We start from the raw sequence: 17,660 nt of genomic DNA, 5'->3' as shown, positions 1-17,660 counted from the left end.
GCTGGCGTTACGACGGTAACCCCTTTGCCGGCGAAATGGCGTTCAGCAGAAAAAGATTGACTGTCCGTTTGACCGACACCTAGGCGGTGCGGTTGCGGACCAGCGTCCAATGGTTGTGCCCCCCGGCACGACGGTAGGAGAGCTCGTCGAGCACGTTGAGTGCGATGGCCAGTCCCCTGCCGCGTTCGGACAGCTCGTCGGGCAACGCCACCGATTGCAGGTCCACCCGAGCTTGCTTCCCGTCGTCGGAGAAGCGTGCCCGAATGCTCGTGGGCTCGACCTCCAACTCCAAGCGGACGGTGACTGGTCCACCGTCGCTCTTGTGAGCGTGTTCGATGATGTTGGCGCCGATCTCGGCCAGGGCCAACTCGAAATGCATGGCATCCATGTCGTCCACCGGATGGCTGGCGAGCAGTTCACCAAGAAGCTGGTGGATCCGCTCGACGGTGTCGGGCTGGGCGAACTCTTCGAGTACCCGAACGTCGGGCGAGTTGTCAGTCGGCATCGAACGCACTGTCCGCCGACGGATGTGATCGAAGCACCCGGTTGAGATTGGTGAGCGACAGCACCGACTCGACCTGGGTGGACGGGGCTGCGATACGGAGATCACCGCCGGCCTGCCGAGCCACCTTCAATCCGGAGATGAGCGCGCCGAGGCCGGATGAGTCGATGAAGTCCGTCGCCGACAAGTCGATGACGATCTTGGTCGACCCCGATTCCACGAGCTTGTGCAGCTGTTCGCGCATCGCGGGGGCGGCAACCATGTTGAGCCTGCCCTCCGGCTTCAGAACCACGGCACCCCCACTGGTGGTGCGCGTTTCGTAGCTGGTCATCATTCTCCTTCTGTGGTCGACCCGCGATAGCGGACCGCTTGGATCACGACACTGAGTACAACGAGGTCGAACAGCACCCAGAACAGATTCACACCGACACCGAGCACCGAGATCGAACCACGGTAGAGCTGCACGATCCCGATGAGCGACGCCACCACCAACACGGTCATGGCCACCAGCTGGGGCCGGATCAGGTGCCACGGCACCGCACCCTGGTCCTGCCGGGTTTTCGGCGTCACCGCGAAGCCGAGCGGGCGGTGGAAGTAGACATTGCGAAATGCGGTGGTGCACGACTTTATCCACACAGGGAACAACGCCAGGCTGTACTGCTGGCCGCGCCAGGTGGACTTACCGCGTCCGATGATGAAGAACAACAGCTGGTTGAACAACAGGAACGGGATCAGCCGGACGAAGAAGTCGAAGCTGAGTGCCTGCACCGGAAGTATGCCGAGGATCAGGTACACCGCCGGGGCGGCGATGTAGGCCACGGCCGCGAAGCCGGCAAGGTAACTCCACATCGTGGCCCAGTACATGAGCCTCTGCGGGATGCTCAAACCCTTTTGTATCAGCGGGTTTTCCCGCAGCATCACCTGTATCGTGCCCTGCGCCCAACGAAGTCGCTGCGTGATCATCGTCTTGGCGTCCTCAGGCGCCAGCCCCAGTGCCAGCACCTCGTCGTGATAGGCAGACCGCCAGCCCATCCCGTGCAGTCGCATACAGGTCGCCATGTCCTCGGTGACCGAGATCGTCGCCAGCGGGAGCATCGGCTGCGCTTCGTCGTCGCGCCCGACGTCCACCGCTCGGATCATCGCCCGAATGGATTCAAGGGCGCCAAGCGGTGACCACTCACGACCGGCCAGGGCGGCGAACGCCTCGTCGTCGAGAGGCGCTGCGCCCGACTCCTGTTCGGCCAGTTCGTTCAGTGCGGCGATCGCCTCCAAGTCGGCTCGCATCATGTCCATGTCGGACTCGACCAGCCCCCGTGCCGCCGCGTCCACCCGCTGTTGGAAGTCGTACGTGACGTCGGCCAGCGGCTTCTTCGCCTTGAGATCGGCGCGGGCGAGCCGAACGGCCTCGTCCACCGCGTCCAGGGCGACGATCGCCTCGGGATTGTCGTTCTTGACCTGTTTGCGGGTCTTTTTCAGAACCGCCTTTGCTGCCCGCAGCGATTCCTCGATGCCCTCTTCGATGGCACGCACATATCCGGTGATGCCGAGTTGCATCAGGGCCTCACGCCGCAGCACAGCGTTGGAGCCACAAAAGAACGCAGCGTTCCAACCGTCCTTGCCTTGCTGGATCGGCCCGTAGAACAGGGGCGCCTGGCTGCCGAGCGGATCGTTCGGCGGTACGTTGACGAAGTACTGCGGCGTCTGCACCAACGCCATCTTCTCGTCCTTGAAGTAGCCGAGAGTTCGGTCGAGGATCTGCGGCTCGGGGATCTGGTCCGCGTCGAGGATGAGGATGAACTCCCCGTCGGTCTGCAGTAGCGCGTTGTTGAGGTTGCCGGCCTTGGCGTGCCGTGGTTTGTCGACCCAGCTCTCGGTGCGGGTCAGGTAGCCGATGCCGTTCTCCCTGGCCACCTGCGCGAGCTCGGGACGGTCGCCGTCGTCGAGAATCCAGGTGGTGTGCGGATATCGAACCCGCACAGCCGCGTTGGCGGTCTCCATGACCATCTCGATGGGCTCGTTGTAGGTGGTGATGAAGATGTCGACCGTGGCACCTTCGGGTGGGTCACCGGGGTCGGGGCGACGGCGCAAACGCCACATCGTCAGACCGAAGAGCAGCGAATCGATCAGGCTGTAGGTTTCGGCGATGACAAGCGGCACAGCGATCCACCAGGCGTCCCAGTTGATCGAGGCCATCCAACGCCACACCACATAGTTGATGCCGAGGATGGCGGTGACGACGATCAGAAGTCGCAGCCATGGTGAAGGGGTGGTACCGACGTCCGGTTCGGTCTCGACGCGGCGATGGGTCATGCGGCGTCGTCTCGGCGGACCGCGACCACCGTCACGTCATCGAGAGGAGGGCTGGCGTTCGCCAGGGCCGTCACCGCGGCGCACAGCGATCGGGAGTCGGGATACTGCTGGACGAACTTCTGCACCGTCTCGGCATCGCTGTCGTCGGACAGCAGGTCGAGCAGCCCGTCGGACACGATGACCAGGGTGTCGCCCGGTTGCAGCGTGGTGCTCTCTGACTTCCACGAACCCCGTGGGAGCACGCCGAGGGGCAGACCACATCCGGGCAACGACTCCACACTGCCGTCGGCCCGTGCGACGAGCGCAAGGCCATGCCCTGCGTCGACGTAGTCGATCCGGCCGGTCGATGCGGCCAACCGGCCGTGGAACAACGTCACGAAGCTCTCGGTCTCGCTGAAGTCGCGGTCGAGATGGCCGGCAACCATGGTCACCGCCTCGTCGGGACCGATCGCTGGGTTGACGTCGTCGAGGGCCTGGGATGCTCCACGCAGGGCCGCGCGCACACTCGCGGTCAGAATTGCCGCACCGAGCCCCTTGCCCATCACATCGGCGACCGTGAACATGGCACCGCCGTCCACCCGGTAGTGGTCGTAGAAGTCGCCACCGACCGCATACGCGGGCTTGCACATCGAGACGACCGAATAGCCGTCGACACCCTCGAGGGGCGGCGGAAGCAATTGACGTTGCACCTCGGCGGCCCGATCGAGGTCATCGGCGCGTTCCAATTCGCGCTGAGCCCATGCGGCGAGCTCACGAAATGTAGCCAACTGCGAGTCGTCGAACGTCCGTGGGATGGTGTCATAGACGCAGAACGTGCCAACTGGATGATGACCGGGACCGTACAGCGGGTAGCCCGCGTAGAACCGGACGCCGCCTTCCCCTCCCACGCCGGGAAGTGACGCGAACTCGGGTACCCGCTCGAGGTCATCAACGATCAGGGCCGGGTCGGCCGGCTTGGTGTAGGTCCGTGCCACCGTGGTCTGGCAGACCGTCTCGGCCCGCGGCACCTCGGTCACCGGAAGGCCTTCGACCATCTTGAACCACAGCCGATCTCGATCCAGGAGAGCGACAGAGGCCATGGGTACGCCGAAGACCAGGCGCGCCATCCGGGTGACCTGTTCAAATCGGTCTTCCGGTGGTGAGTCCAGAATCTGGAGCTGATCGAGTGAACGTAACCGCTTTGCTTCGTCCTCAGGCGGCAGCTCGAGCTGGATCTCGGCGATCTCGGCGTCGATACTCATCGGTTCATCGCTTTCTGCAGTGCTTCGGACATAGCTTCTGCTGACCCCTCAGAACTCTCGATGCGCCAGTCGGCCTCCTTGTCGTAGTCGAACCACACGAACCCGGCCACGCCAGACGACTTGTCCAGAAAACCGACGAGGTCGTTGATCCATGTCGGCTTGGATCCACCTTGTTCCGCGCTGCCCACCTCGGTGACGAGAATCGGCTTGTCCGAAGCGAACTGGCGGATCTGGTCGAATGACTCACCGAACAGAGCCTTCGGTGGCGTCCATTCACCGCCGGGAATCGAGGTGCCCCAGTTGTATCCGTCCACCCCGATGACGTCGACGACGTCAGCGCCGGGGTACCAGTCCGCGAGTTCCTCGCCGTCGAGGACCACATTGGGCGCCCAGATCCATCGCACGTTCTGCACGTTCTTGGTCGCGAAAATGCCTCGCACATGCCGCCACGCCTGTACGTAGGTTTGCGGAGAGGTGCCACCGGCCGGGCTCCACGGATACCAGGTGCCGTTCGGTTCGTGGGCGAAACGCAGGTAGACCGGCTGCCCCCAGGCCGCCAGTTCGTCGGCCCATCGATACAGGTAGTCATCGTGTGCTCCCGAGATGATGGAATCCATCGTGAAAGCCGACCGGTCGTAGCTGTCGCCGCCGAGATACCTCCATGGTTCCCATGTCACGATCGGATCTGCGCCCTTGCTGCGGACCGTGTCGAGACCTGAGATCGGCGGGATGGCGGTGAAGTCGGAGAAGGACAGCACGATGCTCGGTTGTTCGCCGACGAGGGTCGCGACCGCGGCCACCTCGTCTGTGGCGGCCAGACCACCGGGCGTACCTACGCCGAAACGCAGGCAGGAGTCCTCGGATTCATCGATGGACGTCGTGTCGACGACGCATGGGGATTCGGTAGAGCAGGCAGCAAGACCCGACGAAGCGAACAACACACTGCACAGCAACGCGGTCAACCGCCACGCCGGCAAAGAACGCATCTACCACCTCTGTCGATGATCACCACTCGCCGAGTGCGGCCACCCGGTCCACAGCCGCGTCCCTCCCCGAAAAAGACGTAACAGCCATTGTTCCTGATTTACCAGGATTGCGTATGACGAAACTCGGTCCCGGCCCGACCCACCGAAGGGCACGTCAACGACCGTCGTGAATCACCGGCGCGGTGCCGTGCGCAGCTCGACGGCGATCTCGGCGCCGAGTGCATGACCGGGGGCCAGCGGCAGGGAGTCGCCGCTCCAGAACCGGCCGGGGTCGAACCAATTCGGTTCTTTCTCGGTGGCGAGCAAACCCATTTCCTCATAGGTCATCGCGACCACTTCGGCACAGTACGCCGACTCCAGACCGACCTTCGATTGTTTTGTCCCACGTCTCGCGGCACGTCGCCGGTCCGCCGAACTTCGCACCTTGTCGTCGAGCACCGGCACCCCCCGGGTGACGTCACTCATCGTCGGAACGCGCCCCTTGAACCATCGGCCGGCGAGCCGGGCAGTCGTCGGGAACGCGGTGCCGTCCATTCGAGCGATCACCTTGAGCAGCAGATCTTCTTGTTCCCGGGCCGCATACGGCGTCAGCTGCCGGATCCAGCATCGCTGACCGTACTTCTGCATCCACTGCTCGGCGGCCTCACGGGCGTCGTTGAGTTGCACGCCTCGATGGTTGGTGCCGGTCCACATGTCGGTGAGTTTGTTGCCCAACTCGGCGTGCCACATCAACGGCGGCAGGTCGTCGAGCGCGACAGCCATCGCCACATGGTTCACCGGACTGTTGGTGAGGGTCTGGATGGCGCGGTCGGGACCCGACCGCCCCCGGAACAGCCACACATCGCCGGTCCGGGTCGAGTCGAGCGCCTCGTCGAGCGAGATGGCCGCAGGCCGCTGGGAATGCACACGCAGAGCCTAAACGCGCCACGTCGACCCCCGCAGCATCACGGCGCCGGTACGCTCTACCGGTGCGCAATGCCTGGAAGTGGATCGGTTTGGCCGGTGTCGTAGGTGTCGCCGCAAGCGGAGTCCTGGTGCGGCGGGACGTCCGCCAGCGCAACGCCTATACGGCCGACGACATCCGGGCCCGCCTGCACCAGCGGTACGAGGAAGCCGAGGGCACCGCCCCGGACCGGTGACGTCAGTTGCTGTGACGGTCAGGCGAAACGGGCGGCGAGAGCTTCGAGTGTGCCGGTGATGCCGGAGCCGTTCTTCTTCTCGAACCCGAATACCTCGATCATCTTGGGCGACTTCGCACTGCTGTAGTCGAACGTCTCGGTGACCTTCGTGGTGTCCGGGCCGAGCGACGTGAAGTCCCACCGCCACTTGTGACCCAGCGGATGCTGCCACTCCACCAGCTTGTCGTCCTCGAAGCCGGTCACGGTCGAGGTGATCTTGTACGGAAGTCCGTACTGCTTCATGCCGACGCTGAACTTCGCGCCCCGGCTCAGCCGATCGGGTCCTTTCACCGGAATGTCGCGGACTGTGCCCGATCCGTCGAGTTCGGGGTGCCGGTGAGGGTTGGCGACCAGGGCGAAGACCTCGGATACGGGTGCCTTCACCACCACCTGCCGGGCGATCTTGCGGGGGCCGGAATCGATTGTTGTCACAGTTGTATCTGCCATGGCGCCAACGTACGCCGCGACCGCTGGTCGATGTGAGTCGAACGCATTCTCAGAGCAGGTATTTCGTCCCGGTCTCACGTTCGGCGGCACGCCACAGTTCGCCGGCCAGGTCGTAGTCGCAGGCGGTGGACGATCGCCCGGACAGCACCGGCGACCCTTTCAGCGCCCAGAGCCCGTCCATCCCCACATAGCTGCCTGGTGGGATCGGTTCGGTCAGGCAGTTGAGCGTGGACGCTGCGCCGGCATCGATGTCATTGGCGACGAGGGTCGCTGCGGCCTTCACCACCTTGTGTACCGGACCCAGCCGGGGCTTGTTCGAGATGTTGGACGCCACCCAGCCAGGCTGACTGAGCATCGCCGTGGTGGGAGAACCACTGTGGCGCAACCTCTTGTCGAGTTCGAGGCCCCACAACATCACGGCCAGCTTGGACCGGGCATAAGCGCGGGGCGGCGACCACCGTGCCCTGCGCAGATGCAGGTCGTCGGGGTCGATGGTCGCCGATCGGTGAGCATCGGAGGCCACCAGGACGATCCGTTCACGAATCTGCGGCAGCAGCAGGTTGGTCAGGGCGAACGGCCCGAGGAAGTTGGTGCCGATGGCGGTCTCGAATCCGTCGCCGGTGTCAGCGCGTGTCGTCGGCACCATCCCGGCGTTGTTGATCAGGACGTCGATCGGCCCGTCGAGGTTCGCCGCGGCACCGCGCACCGACGAGAGGTCGGCGAGATCGAGTCGCACCACCTCGGTGTCGCCGCCGATCTCCACCGCGCGCCGAGCACCGAGTTCGGGATCCCGGACCGCCAGCACCACACGCGCCCCGGCGCCTGCGAGTGCTCGGGCGGTGGCGAATCCGACCCCGTTCGTGGCCCCGGTGACCACCACCCGTTTGCCCTTCACGACACCGAGCCGATCGGGTAGCCACCGTGTTGCCATGACGTCGACCGTATCTCGCAACACCACCGGCGGGCTTGGTTTGATCCCTGCGCCGACACACCGGGCCGACCGATACGGCACAGTGAATCCATGAGCGTGAACAACACGAGGGGCGCCGACGACCTCGGACGAAGCCCGGACACGGTCCGCCAGACCATCGTCGACCGTCTCGACGGTTTCGACCACGCCACCGCCGACCTCACCGAAGGCGTCCGGGCTGCCGCTGTTGCGATCGCGGTGACCAGTCGCGACGGCGAATACGGCATCTGGCTGACCAAACGTCCCTCGCGGATGCGCGAACACCCCAGCCAGTTCGCGCTCCCCGGCGGACGCCTCGAGGCCGGCGAAACCCACGCCGATGCAGCGTTACGCGAGATGCACGAAGAGCTCGGCGTCCACGTCGATCAGACACAGGTACTGGGCCGCCTGGACGACTACGCCACCCGATCGGGGTACGTGATGACCCCCATCGTGTGCTGGGCAGGGCCCGACCGCGAGACCAATCCGAACCCCGGTGAAGTGGCCCAACTGTTCTTCATCCCGATGTCCGACCTGATGGTGACGCCGCGGTTCATCAGCATCCCGGAATCTGACAAGCCGGTCATCCAGCTCCCGCTGGTGGGATCGCTGGTGCACGCACCCACGGCCGCAGTGATCTACCAATTCGCCGAAGTCGTGTTGGCAGGACGCCACACCCGGGTCGACGGGTTCGAGCAGCCGGTGTTCGCATGGCGTTGATCCGCGCGCCCAGAACTGGCTGTACCCCTCGTCACCATGAGGTTTCCGCACAGCACCGAAAGGGTAGGCGAACACCGTGACCGCACCGCTGAAGACTTCATCGTCCAGTTCGATCATCCGGGACCTGCCGAAGCCTGCCGGTCCTCTCTCGGCGGCGGTCGTCTCGGCGTTGTCCCGCGATCCCGAGACGTCCACGTCGTTGCTCACACTCGACGAGTCCGCCTACGACACCGAACCGTACGGTCGAGATCTCCAGCTGGCGTTGTACGTCTGTTACGAACTGCATTACCGCGGGTTCATCGGCGTCGACGACGCCTGGGAATGGAACCCTGAACTCCTTCGGCTGCGCGGCCGTCTGGAGAAGAAGTTCATGAACGCATTGCGCGCCGACGTGGAGCCGGGCGACAACGCCACCGCAGAAATCGAGGCGCTCTCCATCGAGACCCCGGACGGCAGCGGACCTTCGTACTACCTGTGCGACGTCGGGACGTGGCATCAGCTGCAGGAGTACTTCGTGCACCGCTCGGTGTACCACCTCAAAGAAGCCGATCCTCATGCATGGGCGATCCCCCGCCTCACGGGCCAGGCCAAAGCGTCGTTTGTGGCCGTCGAATTCGACGAGTTCGGTGGCGGTCGCGGCGAGAACGTCCACCAGCAGCTGTACGCCGACCTCCTCGATGCCGCCGGCCTCGACTCCGACTACCTCGCATACCTGGAAATCGTCCCCGGCGAATCCTTGGCGCTGGTCAACCTGATGTCGATGCTCGGACTACACCGATCGTTGCGGGGCGCGGTGGTCGGGCATTTCGCGGCCACCGAGATCACGTCCTCACCTGGTTCACGCCGGCTGGCGCAGGCTCTCGAGCGTCTCGACGCCCCAGACGAATGCATCCGGTTCTACCGCGAACACGTAGAGGCCGACGCCGTGCACGAGCAGGTCCTGCGCCACGAGGTGGTGGGTGACCTGCTGGCACGGGAGCCCCAACTCGAATCCGACGTGGTCTTCGGGATCCGCGCCTTCGACTTCCTCGAGGAGAAACTCGCGGCGCTGCTGATGAAGAGCTGGACCGAAGGAAAGTGCTCGCTGCTCGAACCGATCAGCTGATCAGATCCGGTCCTCGCGGCGCACGATCTTCTTGCGGCCACGATGACTGGTGTCGCAGAGCGGGTATGTCTTGCTGCGCTTGCACGCGCACAGCGCGACCATGAACCGATCAGAGTTCACGGTGCTGCCGTCGGGCATCTCGATACTCACCGGTCCTTGAACCATGATGGGGCCGCCCTGCACCACCCGGATCACCCGGCGATCGCCGCCTCTTCCACTGTCAGGACCGGTTCCCTTGTCAGGAACTGTCATCGCCCACCGGCGGCCTTGTGCGCCCGGACGACCACGAGTTCCTCTTCGCGGCAACCGGGTTCGAGCATGCCCAAGGACTCGAGCCAGCGCGCATTCTGCATCAGGACGGGCCCGAACGGAATGCGTTCGCGGGCAACCACGTCGGCGTTGAGGCCGCCTGCACGCAGTTCGACCAGCGAACTTTCGGTGTCGGCGAACTCCGACTGGACGATCATGATCGTGCCGTCGTCGGCAAGCAAATCCGGGGCCGCGACGCACAGCGGGTCGAGCAACGTGCGGCCATCGCGGCCACCGTGCCATGAATGTGTCAGTCCCACAGTCGCTGTCGAGAGACGGTCTGCGGGTACGTAGGGCGGGTTCGAGACCACGAGATCGAACGGGCCGGCTTCGAGCGCCTCCTCCAGCGAACCGAGCCGTGCGTCCACGACAAGTCCCTGTGCCTCCGCGTTGTCGAGAGTGCACTGCACTGCCTTGGGCGAGATGTCGTACGCGACGACTTCGGCGGCACCGATCCGTGCGGCCGCGACGGCGAGCACACCACTGCCCGTGCACAGATCGAGCACCCGTCGCCCCTGCACCATTCCGAGACCGGCCATGGCCGCGAGCAGCAGTCGCGAGTCCTCCTGCGGCTTGTACACGCCGTTCGGCACCTCGATGGCCTCCAAGGCCGCCAAGGCCTCGTCGACAGGGTCCGACACGTAGTTCGCAAGCATCGGGACACCCCGAACTGGCAGCATTGTCATGTTGTGGGCCTTTGCGGTCTCGAGGCCGCCGACGCTGATCGCCGTGGCCGCCATGGGTCTCTTATGCCCCCTACCTGTGGGCGGTAAACACACCGTGCGCTTTGCCGTCCGAGCATATTGCCCCGAACGGCTCGACATTCCCGTTCCGGGGTGACGGGCAGCCACCGAGTCATCCGGGCGTTTGCCCACATCGGCCGTCGGGTACCTGCCCTGGGACAGCGCCACCTCCCCCAAGTGATGAAGGAACGCGATGAGAGTCGCCGACATAGCCGGCCTTCCGATACAGGCGGGCGCCGCTCTCCGGGGCGCTCGCCTTTTCCATCCCAATGGCGTACTGGCAACAGGCACCCTGACCAGGGTGGCCGCTGAGGGTGTCGGGTTGCCGATGGCCAACTGCGACGTGGTGGCCCGGGTATCCAAAGGTGTCGGGATACCCGGAACGGTTCCCGATGTGCTGGGCCTTGCCATCCGGATGCCGCCCCATCCAGGCGACCATGCGCCGTGGGACGTGCTGCTCGCCAGCGCCGCCGGCACCAATCCGGTCGCCAGGACCATCCCCTTCCCCGCTCGCGCCCTCGGAAGCGCCGTCCTCTCCTCTCTGCAGCCGCTGCATCACGACGGTGGGAGCTGGTGGCTCCGGGCAAGGGTCGCGCCGGAGACACCGCAGGCCAGCGTCTCCCTGGAAAACTTCCACAAACAGATCACCGGTGCCGGTCTGGTCTTCGACATCGAGCAGGCCCACGGCACGGGGTCTTTCGAGCCGCTCGCCCGGTTGACGCTCTCCGAACCTGCCGACGAGGCCGACTACCCGAACATCGGTTTCGATCCCACGGTGAACACCACCAGAGACGTTGATCCCGAACCCAACTGGCTATCAGGTACCCGTAAGCTCGCCTATCGTTACAGCCGCAAGGGGCGTGCCGCCGAAGGGTGAGGTGAGCACGGCAATCTGGTCGAGTCGCGAAGGGGCCGAAGAACATGTCGTTGGACCAGGAGAAGACCGGCACCTCGGAACATCGCCTCCCTGCGCTCGACCGCTTCTTCAAGATCACCGAGCGCAACTCGACACTCTCGCGAGAAATACGCGGTGGCCTGGTCACCTTCTTCACGATGGCCTACATCGTGGTGCTCAATCCGATCATCATCGGCGGGGTGCCGGGCAACTCCAAGAACACCGACGTCCTCGGTGATGTTCTCCCTCTGGCACAGGTTGCGGCGGTCACCGCGTTGGTCGCCGGCATCATGTCCATCATCTTCGGCCTGGTGGCGAACTACCCGTTCGCGATCGCAGCCGGTCTGGGCATCAACAGTCTGCTCGCGGTGTCGATCGCACCTCAGGTCACCTGGGCCGAGGCGATGGGGCTCGTTGTCATCGACGGCCTCATCATCGTGGCGCTGGCCGTCACCGGTTTCCGGACAGCGGTGTTCCGGGCCGTCCCTTCAGAACTGAAGGCCGCGATCGCGGCCGGCATCGGGTGCTTCATCGCCTTCATCGGTCTGGTGGATGCCGGCTTCGTCAAACGCATCCCCGATGCGGCGGGCACAACCGTGCCGGTGAGCCTGGGCATCGACAACTCCGTGGCCACCTGGCCGACCCTGATCTTCGTCTTCGGTGTGCTGCTCATGGGTGTCCTGGTGGTGCGCAAGGTGCGGGGCGGTCTGCTCATCGGCATCGTGATCACCACTGCGGTCGCCATGATCGTGCAGACCTTCGCCGACCTGGGGCCCTCGGTCACCGACACCAAGGGCTGGAATCTCAACGTGCCCGACTGGCCGTCATCCGTCGGAGGAATGCCCGACCTCGACCTCGTGGGCGACGTCGACCTCTTCGGCGCGTTCACCCGCATCGGCGTGCTCTCGGCGTCGGTTCTCGTGTTCGCACTGGTGCTCTCGAACTTCTTCGACGCCATGGGGACGATGACCGGCCTCGGCAAGGAGGCCGAGCTCGCGGACAAAGACGGCAATCTGCCGAACATCGGCAAGGCCCTTGTGGTCGAGGGCGCCGGGGCCATCGCCGGTGGCGCCGGGTCGGCATCGTCGAACACCGTGTTCGTCGAATCGGCGTCGGGCATCGCCGAAGGCGCCAGAACCGGTTTGGCGAACGTCGTGACCGGGGTCCTGTTCCTGGTTGCCATGTTCTTCACGCCGCTGTACTCGGTGGTGCCGCTCGAGGCCGCCGCACCCGCCCTGGTGGTGGTGGGCGCGTTGATGATCGCGCAGATCCGCACCGTCGATCTCACGCGGTTCGACTACGCGCTGCCCTGCTTCCTCACCATCGTGGTGATGCCGTTCACCTACTCGATCGCCAACGGCATCGGCGTCGGTTTCATCACCTGGGTGGTGCTCGCGTCCGCACGGGGCAAGATCCGGTCGATCCACCCCTTGCTCTGGCTGGTTGCCGCGCTGTTCGCCCTGTACTTCGCCAAGGAACCCATCGAGGCCCTCATCGGGTAGCTCTCCGTCGGCCGCGAGGCCGACATAGTTGGCAGCGGTAAACTATTTCCGATGCAACTCCCGGTGATGTTCTCGTCTCTCGGGGTACGGAACTACCGTCTCTGGGCCGGTGGCCAGGTGGTCTCGCTCGTCGGGACCTGGATGCAACGCATTGCCCAGGACTGGCTGGTCCTGGAACTGTCCGGTGGCAGCGGCGTTGCGGTCGGCATCGTCATGGCCTTGCAATTCGGTCCCACGGCCATCGTGTCGCTACCCGCCGGAGCACTGGCCGACCGGTTCGACAAACGCAAACTCCTCATCGCCACCCAGACCACCATCGCGTTGTGTGCCCTGATCCTCGGGGTACTCGATGTGGCGGGGATGGCGACACTGGCCTGGGTGTACATCCTCTCGTTCGCCTTGGGGTGCGTCTCGGCGATCGACGCGCCGATCCGGCAGTCGTTCACCATCGAGATGGTGGGCGCAGAGCAGTTGCCCAACGCCGTGGCACTCAACTCGCTGACGTTCAATCTCGCCCGGATCATCGGACCGGCCGTGGCCGGGCTCCTGATCACCTTGGTGGACACCGGCCCGGTCTTCCTCATCAATGCGGTCACCTCACTGGCGGTGTTGGCCGGATTGTTCGCGATGCGCACCTCGGAGCTGATCCGCTCCGCACGCGCCACCACGGACCGCTCGATCCGCAGCGGGGTGCGCTACGTGCGCCGCAACCGCCACCTCGTCGTGGTCCTCGCGACGGTGTTCGTCGTCTCCACCTTCGGCCTGAACTTCCCACTCTCGCTTGCGCTCTTGACCGCGAACACCTTCGAGGGAACTGCAGGCGGATACGGTCTGCTGTCCACGATGCTGGCCGTGGGCACACTCAGCGGAGCACTGGTGGCAGCCCGCCGGACGAAACCGGCACGGCTACGGCACTTTCTGGCCGGCGCACTCGCGTTCGGTGTCTTCGAGGTCGTCGTCGGTGTGATGCCGACCTTCTGGCTGGTGGCAGTGGTCCTCATCCCGGTCGGTGTCGCCAACATCATGTTCACCACCTCGGCGATGAACATCATGCAGCTGTCGGTCGATTCGCAGATGCGCGGCCGGGTGATGGGCATCTACATGCTCTGTTTCCTCGGCGGCACGCCGATCGGCAGCCCCTTGCTGGGCTGGCTCGCCCAGGTCACCGATCCGCGCGCACCACTGATCGTCGGTGGTGCGATCAGCGCGATCGCCGTGGCGGGATGCGGACTGCTGCTGATGCGCGCCGGTCACATGCGGCCTTCGCTCGACCACGGCCGGGTGGTGTTGTCCTCCCACGAGTGAGGCAGGCGTTCCACCAGCAAATTGCACACACGGTCGGCGTTCGGTGCCATTCTGGATGGATGATCGACATCGAACGACCCAAGATCGAAGGCTCCGTGGCGGTCGGTGAGGGACGCCGGATCGGGTTCGCCGAGTTCGGTTCCGCGACCGGCCGAGCTGTGTTCTGGCTCCACGGCACGCCAGGCGCCAGGCGGCAGATCCCGATCGAGGTCCGCGATCTCGGCGAAGCGGAGAACATCCGGATCATCGGTCTCGACCGGCCCGGCGTCGGGTCTTCGACCCCGTACAGCTACCCCAACGTGCTCGCCTTCGCCGACGATCTCGCCACCGTCGCCGACACCCTCGGCGTCGACGAGTTCGCGGTCATCGGCCTCTCCGGCGGCGGCCCCTACGCGTTGGGCGTGGCCCATGCGATGCCCGACCGAGTGGTCGTCGCCGGCGTACTCGGCGGCGTGGCACCCGCCGTCGGGCCCGACGCGATCGGTGGGGGCGCCATGGAACTGGGCAAGTTCCTCGCACCCCTGTTGCAGACTGCCGGGGCTCCGATCGGGCGGGTTGTCAGTTCGGTCGTGCGAGTGGCACGACCGGTTGCCGGGCCGGCCATCGGTCTCTACGGACGACTGTCCCCCGCTGCCGACCGCGAACTGCTTCAGCGCCCCGAGTTCAAAGCGATGTTCCTCGACGATCTCCTCAACGGCGGACGCCGCCAGATGGAGGCCCCGTTCGCCGATGTTGTTGTCTTCGCCCGCGATTGGGGATTCTCGGTCGGCGACGTGACCGTCCCGGTGCGTTGGTGGCACGGCGACCACGACCACATCATTCCGCACAAGCACGGCGAACACGTGGTGCATCTGCTGCCCGACGCCAAGATGTTCACCATGCCCGGTGAGAGCCATCTGGGCGGACTGGGCCTGGCGGTCGACATCCTCGGTGAGCTGATGGCGGTCTGGGATTCGGAGACCGCGCTCGACAAACGGTGAACGACGTAGGGTGGTCTCTGGCGCCGACCGGGCGTCCGCGAGCGGAACAGGAGTGCCGAATGTCCGACTGGGTGCACAAGATCAAACAAGAAGCCAAGGAGTTCGTGGCGTCCGCGGAGCAGGAGTTCACCGTCCTCGAGGGCGTTGACGGAGTGGACCCGATGGATCGTCGCGCCGGTGACCCCGAAGCCCACGCAGCGGAAAACGCGGCACCCTCGGACGAGCCCGAAGGCGCACCGAAGGCGGAGTGATCGGGCACCCGCCGAGCTCACACCGGGTACGGCAGGGTGTCACCTCCTCTCTGGTCGAGCATCACCGTCATCACCGATATCTCGTCCGACTGCGACTTCACCATCCCGACCGCCGCGCGCCGGATGGCGGGTTCCCCAGCGGTCCCGGCCGCTTCTGCGGCCATGTCGATCGCCCCCTGGTGGTGCCGAATCATCAACTGCAGGAACAAGATCTCGCTCTGCACATCGTCGGCCGACGACAACCGGGTCAGTTCGTCGCCACTGGCCATCCCCGGCATCGTCGGCACACCCGCGGCGTGCTGATGGCCACCCGCTTCCATCCAGCTCATCGGACGCGTCGCCTGCAGCGGTGCGTCGAGCATCTGTAACCAACCCTGCATCTCCCCGATCTCGCGCCACTGCGCCTGCTCGATCTGGGCCGCGAGCGCCCGGACATCCGGCTGCGCTGTCGGCGCCAGTAGGTCGCACATCATGAGGGCCTGCTGGTGATGTGCGGACATGTCTTGTGCAAAGCCCACGTCCACGGCGGTCGCCGAATGACCGGCCGCCTTCGACTCCGGACCTCCGCGGTCGACCATCAATCCCACGCCCAGCCCGACGACCAAGGCCACGACAACCGCGGTGATCAGCCACAGCCGTTGGCCGACATTGGCTTTCATCGGACCGGGTACACCGCCGGATCGAGCGCCAGGGCCATGAACCCGTTGTCCATGCAGGTCACCCAGAGCTGATCGCCGTGGAACTCCGGTGGTGACAGACACCAGTCGGCCGAGAGGTCGCCTCCGACGAGACGACTCTGATCGTTGATGATCCCGTCCACGGGGCTGTCACCCTGCAGCACTGCCCGGGCGACCGCCAGCGTGCCGATGATCGGCGGAGCCGCGATGGATCCGAGCAAGGCGTGCAGAGAGTTGCTCAACTCCCAGTTCTTGCCCGTCTGCGCGGGCGGGTTGAAGTACGCGATCTCGGCGATGTTGTCGGGGTCGCTGATGTCGAACACTCGGACGCCCGACTGGATCCACCCGCACGCCATCGCGGTCGGATCGACCGGACGATCCACCGAGCAGTAGTGGGCGTCGTAACCGAACGCGCCGTTGGCCGTGGTGCTCTGGGCCCACCTGTTGGCGTTCTCCGGCAGATTGATCGCCAACTTGATGGCGTTGCGCTGCTGCAGATTCGACGAGCGCGCCGCATCGAACAACTTGACGCCACCCGAACCGCCCTCGTCGACGCTGAAGACGTGCGGCTGCCCATCGTAGGTGACGTAGATGCTGTGTTGAGTGATCTGACCATCGGCCCAGAGCTTTTCCCCGACGTGCGGCATGAGTTCGGGCACAATCGTTCTCGGCGTGCGGTTCTGCACCGCCGAGACGTCGATCATCGTCAGTCCCAGAAGATTCGACAGATACATGGTGTTGCCGTCCGGCGAGAACCCGAGACCGTGGGCCTCGACACCCGTCACACCGGACCAGACCACCATCGGATCACGCGGATCGGTGATGTCGATGGCGCTGACGTAGCCGGGGGCAATGCCGGTGGCCCAGTAGGTGTTCCCGTCAGGCGAGAAGTCGCCCTCGTGGGTGGTGATCGGAATCGGCATCGACAGCTGGGACCCGGCGCCGGTGTTGAGCAACCGCGGGTGCGCGCAGTCGGTGGCGATGTCGTACACCGAGATGTAGCCGGCACCCTCGAGGATGCCCACCCCCGTGCCCACCAGGAGTCCACGTTCCTTGTTGACCTTCAACGACTCCCAGGTGCCGCCCACCATCGCCGGTTCGCTCAGCACATCCGTCATCCGCGGATTGGCCGGGTCGCTGACGTCGATCACCTGCACCCCGGGATTGGGTCCCAAGAAGTTGGTGGGGAAAGAAGAACCCGTGTACGAACAGTGACCGTAGGTGGCACTGACGATGCCGGCACCCTGCCCCTGATACTGACCGATCAGATCGATGTTGCAGTTGTATCCCTTGGTGCTGCGCCCGGACTTGCGGTCCGCCAAGGGCACCTCGCCCTGGATACCGGTCTCGACCTGATCCCCCGGTCGACAGTCCGCGACGTCCACCGCGGTCGGCCAGACGTCGATCAGGTCGTTGTACCCGGGCGGAGCGGCCGCCGAAGCCGGACCGACCGTAACCGTGGCCATCGCCAGGACCGCACCGAAGATCACCGCGATCCGGACCGCGCCTTTGTTTCCCGCCCATGCGCCCACAACAAGCCCCCTCCGGCTTCATTGCCGT

Annotated in this window: 20 protein-coding genes; 8 read left to right on the top strand and 12 right to left on the bottom strand. The window is 65.1% G+C overall.

Annotation, left to right across the window (positions count from 1 at the left end; translation table 11 throughout):
• Window positions 1-79: 79 nt before the first annotated feature.
• The 6 genes from ACVWY6_RS09690 to ACVWY6_RS09665 all read right to left on the bottom strand — a co-directional run bounded on the left by ACVWY6_RS09690 (window position 80) and on the right by ACVWY6_RS09665 (window position 5,921).
• Window positions 80-505 carry an ATP-binding protein gene (locus tag ACVWY6_RS09690; RefSeq protein ID WP_457537642.1) on the bottom strand — a complete coding sequence of 142 codons (426 nt, stop codon included), beginning with the start codon at window positions 503-505 and terminating at the stop codon, window positions 80-82.
• Window positions 495-833 (bottom strand): STAS domain-containing protein, encoded by a 339-nt coding sequence (locus ACVWY6_RS09685; RefSeq protein ID WP_023957227.1) that lies wholly within the window; start codon window positions 831-833, stop codon window positions 495-497. Before ACVWY6_RS09685 ends, ACVWY6_RS09690 begins: the two co-directional genes overlap by 11 nt.
• Window positions 833-2,812, bottom strand: coding sequence for a glycosyltransferase (locus tag ACVWY6_RS09680; protein WP_457537641.1), 1,980 nt, complete (start codon window positions 2,810-2,812; stop codon window positions 833-835). Before ACVWY6_RS09680 ends, ACVWY6_RS09685 begins: the two co-directional genes overlap by 1 nt.
• The gene (locus tag ACVWY6_RS09675; protein ID WP_457537640.1) at window positions 2,809-4,053 is read right to left on the bottom strand and encodes a PP2C family protein-serine/threonine phosphatase; all 1,245 of its coding nucleotides are present in this window, start codon (window positions 4,051-4,053) and stop codon (window positions 2,809-2,811) included. The genes ACVWY6_RS09680 and ACVWY6_RS09675 overlap by 4 nt, the downstream gene beginning before the upstream one ends.
• Complete coding sequence (locus tag ACVWY6_RS09670; protein WP_457537638.1) at window positions 4,050-5,039, bottom strand: glycoside hydrolase family 26 protein; 990 nt, start codon at window positions 5,037-5,039, stop codon at window positions 4,050-4,052. Before ACVWY6_RS09670 ends, ACVWY6_RS09675 begins: the two co-directional genes overlap by 4 nt.
• A 171-nt stretch (window positions 5,040-5,210) precedes the next feature.
• Entirely contained in the window at window positions 5,211-5,921 is a 711-nt protein-coding gene (locus ACVWY6_RS09665) for a guanylate cyclase (protein WP_457538567.1), read from the bottom strand.
• Between the two features lie 86 nt (window positions 5,922-6,007).
• On the opposite strand from ACVWY6_RS09665, the gene ACVWY6_RS09660 reads away from it, so the two are divergent.
• Entirely contained in the window at window positions 6,008-6,178 is a 171-nt protein-coding gene (locus ACVWY6_RS09660; protein WP_457537637.1) for a hypothetical protein, read from the top strand.
• 18 nt (window positions 6,179-6,196) lie between these two features.
• Here the strand turns inward: ACVWY6_RS09660 and ACVWY6_RS09655 are convergent, their stop codons facing one another.
• Complete coding sequence (locus ACVWY6_RS09655) at window positions 6,197-6,664, bottom strand: SRPBCC family protein (protein WP_457537635.1); 468 nt, start codon at window positions 6,662-6,664, stop codon at window positions 6,197-6,199.
• Window positions 6,665-6,713: 49 nt separating this feature from the next.
• The gene (locus tag ACVWY6_RS09650) at window positions 6,714-7,595 is read right to left on the bottom strand and encodes an SDR family NAD(P)-dependent oxidoreductase (protein WP_457537633.1); all 882 of its coding nucleotides are present in this window, start codon (window positions 7,593-7,595) and stop codon (window positions 6,714-6,716) included.
• A 90-nt stretch (window positions 7,596-7,685) separates the two neighbouring features.
• Here ACVWY6_RS09650 and ACVWY6_RS09645 point away from each other — a divergent pair, with 90 nt between their 5' ends.
• Together ACVWY6_RS09645 and ACVWY6_RS09640 are read left to right on the top strand one after the other, a co-directional pair.
• Window positions 7,686-8,333: an NUDIX hydrolase gene (locus tag ACVWY6_RS09645; RefSeq protein ID WP_116917302.1), complete on the top strand. Its 648-nt coding sequence runs from the start codon at window positions 7,686-7,688 to the stop codon at window positions 8,331-8,333.
• Between the two features lie 76 nt (window positions 8,334-8,409).
• Entirely contained in the window at window positions 8,410-9,438 is a 1,029-nt protein-coding gene (locus ACVWY6_RS09640) for an iron-containing redox enzyme family protein (protein ID WP_400724918.1), read from the top strand.
• Here ACVWY6_RS09640 and ACVWY6_RS09635 read toward each other — a convergent pair whose 3' ends face one another.
• Both ACVWY6_RS09635 and ACVWY6_RS09630 read right to left on the bottom strand, forming a co-directional pair.
• The gene (locus ACVWY6_RS09635) at window positions 9,439-9,690 is read right to left on the bottom strand and encodes a CDGSH iron-sulfur domain-containing protein (RefSeq protein WP_457537632.1); all 252 of its coding nucleotides are present in this window, start codon (window positions 9,688-9,690) and stop codon (window positions 9,439-9,441) included. It abuts the gene before it with no gap.
• Window positions 9,687-10,403: a HemK2/MTQ2 family protein methyltransferase gene (locus ACVWY6_RS09630; RefSeq protein ID WP_152538037.1), complete on the bottom strand. Its 717-nt coding sequence runs from the start codon at window positions 10,401-10,403 to the stop codon at window positions 9,687-9,689. The genes ACVWY6_RS09635 and ACVWY6_RS09630 overlap by 4 nt, the downstream gene beginning before the upstream one ends.
• Window positions 10,404-10,683: 280 nt before the next feature.
• Here ACVWY6_RS09630 and ACVWY6_RS09625 point away from each other — a divergent pair, with 280 nt between their 5' ends.
• The 5 genes from ACVWY6_RS09625 to ACVWY6_RS09605 all read left to right on the top strand — a co-directional run bounded on the left by ACVWY6_RS09625 (window position 10,684) and on the right by ACVWY6_RS09605 (window position 15,423).
• The gene (locus ACVWY6_RS09625) at window positions 10,684-11,367 is read left to right on the top strand and encodes a phosphodiesterase (protein WP_457537631.1); all 684 of its coding nucleotides are present in this window, start codon (window positions 10,684-10,686) and stop codon (window positions 11,365-11,367) included.
• 44 nt (window positions 11,368-11,411) lie between these two features.
• Complete coding sequence (locus ACVWY6_RS09620; protein ID WP_457537630.1) at window positions 11,412-12,887, top strand: NCS2 family permease; 1,476 nt, start codon at window positions 11,412-11,414, stop codon at window positions 12,885-12,887.
• A 66-nt stretch (window positions 12,888-12,953) separates the two neighbouring features.
• The gene (locus ACVWY6_RS09615; RefSeq protein WP_051406473.1) at window positions 12,954-14,192 is read left to right on the top strand and encodes an MFS transporter; all 1,239 of its coding nucleotides are present in this window, start codon (window positions 12,954-12,956) and stop codon (window positions 14,190-14,192) included.
• A gap of 59 nt (window positions 14,193-14,251) precedes the next feature.
• A complete protein-coding gene (locus ACVWY6_RS09610; RefSeq protein WP_030173866.1) occupies window positions 14,252-15,172 on the top strand; it encodes an alpha/beta fold hydrolase in 921 nt (306 codons plus the stop codon).
• A 59-nt stretch (window positions 15,173-15,231) separates the two neighbouring features.
• Window positions 15,232-15,423 carry a hypothetical protein gene (locus ACVWY6_RS09605; RefSeq protein WP_023957255.1) on the top strand — a complete coding sequence of 64 codons (192 nt, stop codon included), beginning with the start codon at window positions 15,232-15,234 and terminating at the stop codon, window positions 15,421-15,423.
• Between the two features lie 17 nt (window positions 15,424-15,440).
• On the opposite strand, the gene ACVWY6_RS09600 is transcribed toward ACVWY6_RS09605, so the two are convergent.
• Together ACVWY6_RS09600 and ACVWY6_RS09595 are read right to left on the bottom strand one after the other, a co-directional pair.
• Window positions 15,441-16,082, bottom strand: coding sequence for a DUF305 domain-containing protein (locus tag ACVWY6_RS09600; protein WP_457537627.1), 642 nt, complete (start codon window positions 16,080-16,082; stop codon window positions 15,441-15,443).
• Complete coding sequence (locus ACVWY6_RS09595; RefSeq protein ID WP_457538565.1) at window positions 16,079-17,566, bottom strand: LVIVD repeat-containing protein; 1,488 nt, start codon at window positions 17,564-17,566, stop codon at window positions 16,079-16,081. The genes ACVWY6_RS09600 and ACVWY6_RS09595 overlap by 4 nt, the downstream gene beginning before the upstream one ends.
• Window positions 17,567-17,660: the final 94 nt, after the last annotated feature.

Source organism: Williamsia sp. R60 (genome assembly GCF_054063855.1).
Note: the sequence above shows the minus strand (reverse complement) of the source record. Positions and strands in the feature narration are given on the sequence as shown.

Bases quoted from the DNA above. Each gene is read 5' to 3' on its own strand.
- ACVWY6_RS09690 (WP_457537642.1), bottom strand. From the start codon at position 505: ATGCCGACTGACAACTCGCCCGACGTTCGGGTACTCGAAGAGTTCGCC.
- ACVWY6_RS09685 (WP_023957227.1), bottom strand. From the start codon at position 833: ATGACCAGCTACGAAACGCGCACCACCAGTGGGGGTGCCGTGGTTCTG.
- ACVWY6_RS09680 (WP_457537641.1), bottom strand. From the start codon at position 2,812: ATGACCCATCGCCGCGTCGAGACCGAACCGGACGTCGGTACCACCCCT.
- ACVWY6_RS09675 (WP_457537640.1), bottom strand. From the start codon at position 4,053: ATGAGTATCGACGCCGAGATCGCCGAGATCCAGCTCGAGCTGCCGCCT.
- ACVWY6_RS09670 (WP_457537638.1), bottom strand. From the start codon at position 5,039: ATGCGTTCTTTGCCGGCGTGGCGGTTGACCGCGTTGCTGTGCAGTGTG.
- ACVWY6_RS09655 (WP_457537635.1), bottom strand. From the start codon at position 6,664: ATGGCAGATACAACTGTGACAACAATCGATTCCGGCCCCCGCAAGATC.
- ACVWY6_RS09650 (WP_457537633.1), bottom strand. From the start codon at position 7,595: ATGGCAACACGGTGGCTACCCGATCGGCTCGGTGTCGTGAAGGGCAAA.
- ACVWY6_RS09645 (WP_116917302.1), top strand. From the start codon at position 7,686: ATGAGCGTGAACAACACGAGGGGCGCCGACGACCTCGGACGAAGCCCG.
- ACVWY6_RS09635 (WP_457537632.1), bottom strand. From the start codon at position 9,690: ATGACAGTTCCTGACAAGGGAACCGGTCCTGACAGTGGAAGAGGCGGC.
- ACVWY6_RS09630 (WP_152538037.1), bottom strand. From the start codon at position 10,403: ATGCTTGCGAACTACGTGTCGGACCCTGTCGACGAGGCCTTGGCGGCC.
- ACVWY6_RS09625 (WP_457537631.1), top strand. From the start codon at position 10,684: ATGAGAGTCGCCGACATAGCCGGCCTTCCGATACAGGCGGGCGCCGCT.
- ACVWY6_RS09620 (WP_457537630.1), top strand. From the start codon at position 11,412: ATGTCGTTGGACCAGGAGAAGACCGGCACCTCGGAACATCGCCTCCCT.
- ACVWY6_RS09615 (WP_051406473.1), top strand. From the start codon at position 12,954: ATGTTCTCGTCTCTCGGGGTACGGAACTACCGTCTCTGGGCCGGTGGC.
- ACVWY6_RS09610 (WP_030173866.1), top strand. From the start codon at position 14,252: ATGATCGACATCGAACGACCCAAGATCGAAGGCTCCGTGGCGGTCGGT.
- ACVWY6_RS09605 (WP_023957255.1), top strand. From the start codon at position 15,232: ATGTCCGACTGGGTGCACAAGATCAAACAAGAAGCCAAGGAGTTCGTG.
- ACVWY6_RS09600 (WP_457537627.1), bottom strand. From the start codon at position 16,082: ATGAAAGCCAATGTCGGCCAACGGCTGTGGCTGATCACCGCGGTTGTC.
- ACVWY6_RS09595 (WP_457538565.1), bottom strand. From the start codon at position 17,566: ATGGCCACGGTTACGGTCGGTCCGGCTTCGGCGGCCGCTCCGCCCGGG.